The organism is Armatimonas sp., assembly GCF_043757465.1.
Lineage (GTDB): Bacteria > Armatimonadota > Armatimonadia > Armatimonadales > Armatimonadaceae > Armatimonas.
Genome location: NZ_JAYVPL010000071.1, coordinates 1 through 6,240, shown reverse-complemented (window position 1 = coordinate 6,240; position 6,240 = coordinate 1). Strand labels below are relative to the sequence as shown.

Below are 6,240 nucleotides of genomic sequence, written 5' to 3'. Positions count from 1 at the left end.
TGAATATTACGTTGGACATAGAAATTACGTTGGACATAGAAATCTCGATATTTTCTATTTTACCAGAGGAGGGAGATTATTTTTTTACGAGCCCTTAGCGCCTGCAAACGGGCTCTCCCCATTTGCTTGTGTGCCCCCGGTGGCAACAGAGACGCGCGTCGTTGTCTGGGCTTGCGCCGTGGCGACTCCCAGAAACAATGCCCCCGCAGCGAGCAGGAGTGAGTGAACTTGTACTTTCATCGTATCCTCGTTTTCTTTCCTAGAGGGCGAGGAGGCGTTTGTCGCCTCCTCGCCCTGAGTAACACGCTATTTTAGCGTAACCCAAACAAAGTGTGTACTGCCATCGGACAGTGTGGCGACGAGCTTCCAGGTTCCTTTGGAGAGGAAGCCGGTATCGAGGTTGAAGTGCCACTGGCTACCGGTGAGTCGGAACTGATTGCCGGTTGTGGCGGCATCGGTTGAAGTGGCGTTGATGGGGGGATTTGACGCGGTTGCGCTGGTGTACTTGATGGCCTGAAGTGTGTGAACTCCGGATAGGACATCGTTGCCACAGCAAGAGCCACGGAACTTGACGGGGATTGCGCTCCCCTGTTTGTGAGTTAGCAAGGGGCTTGCATAGCTACCGCCGGTTGCGTCCGCGCCGTTGATGGGGCTTAGGAATCCATCAAATCCGAACGCCTCGACCGTGACTTGGACAGTATCGGAGCTTGATGCTCCCGACGGGTCTGTGATGGTGAGAGTGAGGTTATGAATTCCCGCACTCAGCGCCAAGGTTGGACTCACGGCGTTTGAGAGCAATGTGGTTCCCTCGTACCATTCGTAGGTCAGCATATCGCCATCGGGGTCAGAGGAGGCACTCCCGTTGAGTGTCGCGGAGCTGCAACAACTCACCAGCATATCGGTGCCCGCATTCGCGACAGGCGCATGGTTGGGCGTTGCAACCGTTAATGCAGTGATCCCTTCCTGGTACGAATCGAGGTCACGGAGTTGTGTGTAGGCACCGGTGTTTGGATCAATCGTGCCAAAACTAAACCGTTTGGCCTGTGACGAGGTCTGGGATAACGCGAAGGTAGCGTAGACGGTACCGTCATACTTTTCCAGGCCTGCATAGTCGTGGGATGCCGTCGCGCCCAGATTCGTGGAGGTATTTCCACTACCCAGAGTGTACTCATACAGGCGATCTGTCAGTTGCACAACATATCGGAACGTGAGTCCACTGACATGAAACATTCCTCCGGAGCCCTGAAAGATGCCGGTTGGCTCACGGCTGATTTCAGTAAAGGTAACGGGATCCACTTCGGTGATGTAAACGCCCAAGGGCAGTGCACCACCAATAGAAAAGAGGCGATTGCCGACAAACACCGGAGAGGCCGGAAGGGTGTTGGTCACTCCGATTTGGACTAGGTTTGGATTTGTGCCAAACGCGTCGTCTAGCCGGTAGATACCAATGCCCGTGAAGCCGATGACATCCCCCCCACGTGCTCCTCCGTTCATATTGCCAACAGAGACGCCACTAGGAACCGTCGTCATACCGCTGAGTCCATTTGTCAACAAAAACGTACTGACAGAGCTTGTGGCCGTGAAACGGTAGAGGATGGATTGTCGTGCCGCGTTCTGTTGCGTAGCAAAGAACGTGGTTTGTGCCATTGCGGTCGAGATAAGCATGAGAACGCACGCAAGTAGGCCCAGAGTGCGCTTCATCAAATGGTTGATCATCATGTCTGTTTCTCCCTGATGTGCTTTAGTTAAGCTTGATCCAGACGGTGTGCGTACTGCCGTCGGAGAGGGTTGCGATGAGCTTCCAAGTGCCCTTTGAGAGGAAGCCAGTATCGAGGTTGAAGTGCCACTGGCTACCGGTGAGTCTGAACTGGTTGCTGGTTGTGGCGGCATCGGTTGAAGTAGCGTTGATGGGGGGATTCGACGTGGTTGCGCTAGTGTACTTGATGGCCTGAAGCGTGTGGATACCTGTCAATATGTCGTTCTCGCAACAGAAGGCTCGGAACTTGACGGGGATATTGCTACCGAGTTTGCGGCTCAGAAGGGGACTTGCAAAACTGCCACCCGTGGCATCCGCGCCGCCGATGGGAGAGAGAAAACCCTCGAAACCAAGCTGCGTTCCTGGCCCCGGTGTGACGACAAACTCAACACCCGTTGTGTCGAAGTAGTAGCTCCTATTAGACCCTGACCCTACGGCGATGTCTAGCGTGTCGCCGCAGTCAAGCTGTACGGTGCCTGCTGTAGAAGTAGTATTACGAAAACCATTGATGGAACCTGACCAGATGACTACGCCGTTCTTCAATATATGAACGTCTGTAGTGGTGCCGATCCAGTCCACACCAACAAAGCCAGCCGTGAAATCGTACTGGCCACAGCAGGGAGCGTTGAATCTCAATACACTATACTCATTATTCGGCCCAGGGTGCATCAGTAACTGGAGCGGCTGCAGCACGACAGTGCCGATCGGAACGATGGCGTTGATCACGTTCTTGCTGACGTGAGGTGTTAGAGAGCCATTGATATCTGCACTCCAGAAATCGACAACGTTGGCGACCAAAGGGACCGCATAGACGTTGGGTAAGTAAGCACCACCCAGCGTTGTGCTGTGGCCATAGCCCCAGACGCCATTGGGGTTGCCGTTTGTGATACTGAAGTCGCGGCTCGCGTTGTAGTCTGCCATAGCCTTGCTGGCAGAAGCAGTGAGGAGCACGACGAAAACAAGCAAAAGCTTGAAAAATCGGGCAGCTTGGCTGCCATACCGAAATGTGTTCATGATTCGGAAACCTTTCTTCGCTACGGGCAACAACCTGGTTGCGTAGCGTATGAGGCATTCTAAACTGCCGCTCTCCCAAAACTCTCCCAAAAAGTATAAGGGCGAGATTTGAGAAGGGAAAGCCCTGAAAAGGGGCATTTTGCCGAAACGGCGACGGTATTGCTGGAGAAAGTGACCTACTCGCCGCTCTCCTCTAGGGCGTAGGCAACGGCCTGCTCCCGAGTCATGGCGCGGCCTTCCTGCCACGCATGGTCGAAGGCTTTGTTGTCGCCGAGGGCTTCGCGGGCAGCGGCGATTGCCTGGGCATGGTGGACGAACTCGCTGGAGATATCTCCCCAACCCATTTCCTCCCTCTGTCGCTCTGCCGCGCCCCAGAGCCGTGCGGCTCGAACCAGCTCGCCGAGCTGGAAAGTAATGTGTGTAAGGTGCTCGATTGCTATCGTCGTATTGCCGGGATGACTCAATTTTCGAAATATTCCCAGACCCTGCAAGGTGCGCTCTCGGGCAGTCGTCAGGTCTTTCAACGCCCGAGCGGTACTTCCCTGGTTAAGGAGCGCCCAAGCGATACCTACTTGATCGCCGACAGCTCGGAACGTCTTCAGGCTCTCCTCCAGGTACTCTTGCGCGGCAGAGTAGTCCTCCTGTTCCAAGGCCCAGCTACCGAGGGTAAGCAGCGCCGACGCAAGGATTCTCTGGTCACCTACCTCGCGCAAAACCGGGAAGCTTTCCATCATGAGCTTCTGGGCAGTCAGAAAGTCGCCCAGGTTATAGGCGATATGCCCTAGTCGGAACTGGGTATTGGCAATCCCTCGTTTATTACCGAGGCCACGGTAGACTGTTAGGCACTCCTCAAGGAGAACCCGTGCAGTAAGATAATCACGGTTATGTTGGGCGAGGGTGGCAAGTCGCGCCTGTGTTTTGGCGCTATTTTCCACATCACCCTGCTCCCTAGAAATCGCGAGGCTTTCCTCTAGGTGCGCTCGGACGACAGTGTTGTCGGCCTCATACAAAGCCATCGTCCCTGAGGCATGGAGAACTTCGGCCCTGATTCCTGCATCTTGGTCACTCATGTCCCTGACGAACAGACCGCTGAGCCATTTTCTCCCCTCCGTGACATAACCGCGTACCACCCACAAGTGCCAGTATCCTGCGGCAATCCTGAGTCCGGCTCCCACATCTCCGGCCTCCGAGCAAGACCAGAGGAGTACGCCGCGGACGTTATCCAGCTCAGCCTCCAGACGATCCAGCCACAAGGGCTGTTCTTGCCCCGTCATGTGGGGTTTTGCTTCCTCTGCCAATGCGACAAAGAACTGGGCGTGTCGCTCCCGCAGGATTGCCAGCTCCTGGGGGAAAAGTTGGTTTTCTGCGTACTCGCGTAGCGTCTCCAAGATGCGAAAACGAATACCACTCTCACTCTCAACCGTTGTGAGGAGCGAGCACTCGCGAAGCTGCGCCAGCATGTCCAGTGCGAGGGGCTCGTCGCAGACTTCCTCCGCCGCCTCCAGAGACCAGCCACCACGAAACACACACAGCTGGCAGAAGAAACGCTGAACATCTGGTGTCAGCAGGCGATAGCTCCAGTCAATCGCCGCACGGAGCGTCCGATGACGCTCCTTAAGACCACGCTTGCGGCTCACTAAAAACTCGAAGCGATTCCCGAGCTGCGCCAGCATCTGGGACGGTGAGAGAACCAGCGCACGCGCCGCCGCAAGCTCGATGGCGAGCGGGATTCCCTCAAGACGGTCGCACAGCTCCGCAACCGCAGGTGCGTTGCTGTTGGTGATCCGAAAGTCCGGCTTGGCTGCTTGAGCACGGTCCACGAAGAGCCGCACACTCTCAAACAGGCCAAGACGCTCCGGCGTATCGCTTCCGTTGGGCGTGGCAAGAGGAGACACGGTAAACTCCACCTCGCCCGGTAATCCCAATAGCTGGCGCGAGGTCACCAGGCACTGAAGTGTGCCAACCCGGCTCAGCAGCGTCTGCACCAGCTCCACACCGCCCTCCACGAGCTGCTCGAAGTTGTCCAGGATCAGAAGCGTGGGCCGTTTGTTCAATACCGAGACAGCTTGCTCCAGCGGCTCCGTGCTCCCCGAGAGCGATATGCTCATCGCTTGCAGAATCGCCGTGGGAATCAGGCTTGGATCGCTCAGATCCGCCAGTGGCACAAACCAGACCGCACCGGCAAACGACCCGGCGAAGCGTCCCGCCGCCTCCAAACTAAGCCGTGTCTTGCCCGTGCCGCCTGGCCCAGTCAGGGTCAGGAGGCGGGTCTGGGGCGAGGCGAGAAGCTCCACAAGCTGGGTGATCTCCGTCTCCCGTCCGAAGAAGCGCGTAAACTGCAACGGAAGGTGTGTGCTGTGGGCTGGGGAGGCATTGAGCGGGGGGAACTCCGCAAGGGAGCGATCCGGGTAGCTGGCCTGGAAGAGGCGCTCGGGCTCCTGGATATCGCGTAGTCGCCAGATACCTAGATCCTTGAGGGTTACCTGCGGCTCTAAGTCCCGTACCAGCAGGTTACTGGTCGCCTCGGAGCAGAGGATCTGCCCCCCGTGTGCCGCCGAGAGCATTCGCGCCGCGCGGTGGAGCATAATGCCGTGGTACTCGCCGCCTACCAGCTCGACATCCCCGGTGTGGAGCGCCATGCGTACGCGCAAAGAGCCGAGCTCGTCGGGCCAGCTTTGCGTATCCAGAGCACGCTGGCAAGCAATTGCACAGTCAAGAGCATCGCCGACACTGGCAAACGCGACCAGGAAAGAGTCTCCCGCCTCCTTGACTTCATGTCCCCCACGACGCCTAAACTCACGACGCAGGAGTGTATGATGGGTGGACAAAGCCGTACGAAAGGTATCACCCACACGCTCCCAGAGACGAGTACTTCCCTCAATATCCGTGAAAAGAAAAGTGACGGTTCCGGTGGGAAGTGCGCTGGGGAGAGTCTTGGGAACGGCAGGCGTGACGGGAGTGGGGACCCTGGCGAAGGCTTCTGTACTTCGTAGGGAATCGAGCTGTGTGTGTGCCTGCTGGTAGCGCTGTCGGATGCGCTCCTGAGCGGGCTCGATCCAGTCTTCGTAGTAGCCCGGGAGGAGCTCTCCGGTGCATTTCTCTAGGGCAAGTGCCAGGAGCGGCGCGTGTTCAGGGGTGTTTCGTGCTTGCGCAGCGGCACGAAGTGCCTGTTCGAACTGGGCAACATCGGTGGTGAAGGCCTCGGGGTTAAGCTCGACGGTGAAGCGATCCGCGATCAGGACAGTACCTGCGGGCACTCCCGGTGGCTCCAGTAGGCTTCTGAGTGAGGAGAGTGCATGGCTTAGGTTGTGGCGTCCCGACTCTGGGGTTGTCTCGGGCCAGAAGAGTTCGATAAGAACCTCGCGAGCGTGGCTTTGCTGCCTGTGGTAGGCAAGGTAGGCCAGGAGTCCACCTGTCTTCTGGGTGCGGAATCGGGTGATGAGTCGCTCTTGTTGCTGGAGTCGTAGTCC

Annotated in this window: 4 protein-coding genes; all 4 read right to left on the bottom strand. The window is 57.2% G+C overall.

The features are described from left to right. Positions 1-84: 84 nt before the first annotated feature. Entirely contained in the window at positions 85-240 is a 156-nt protein-coding gene (locus tag ACH2ED_RS09155; RefSeq protein ID WP_395090407.1) for a hypothetical protein, read from the bottom strand. A 66-nt stretch (positions 241-306) separates the two neighbouring features. Further along, on the bottom strand, positions 307-1,719 hold the full coding sequence (locus ACH2ED_RS09150) for a PKD domain-containing protein (protein WP_395090406.1): 1,413 nt from the start codon (positions 1,717-1,719) through the stop codon (positions 307-309). Positions 1,720-1,741: 22 nt separating this feature from the next. Further along, positions 1,742-2,770: a PxKF domain-containing protein gene (locus ACH2ED_RS09145; protein ID WP_395090404.1), complete on the bottom strand. Its 1,029-nt coding sequence runs from the start codon at positions 2,768-2,770 to the stop codon at positions 1,742-1,744. A gap of 176 nt (positions 2,771-2,946) precedes the next feature. Next, the coding region (locus ACH2ED_RS09140) for a tetratricopeptide repeat protein (RefSeq protein WP_395090402.1) at positions 2,947-6,240 on the bottom strand (3,294 nt) is incomplete at its 5' end.

Excerpts from the sequence above, each read along its gene's own strand:
- ACH2ED_RS09155 (WP_395090407.1), bottom strand. The coding sequence starts at position 240 with ATGAAAGTACAAGTTCACTCACTCCTGCTCGCTGCGGGGGCATTGTTT.
- ACH2ED_RS09150 (WP_395090406.1), bottom strand. The coding sequence starts at position 1,719 with ATGATGATCAACCATTTGATGAAGCGCACTCTGGGCCTACTTGCGTGC.
- ACH2ED_RS09145 (WP_395090404.1), bottom strand. The coding sequence starts at position 2,770 with ATGAACACATTTCGGTATGGCAGCCAAGCTGCCCGATTTTTCAAGCTT.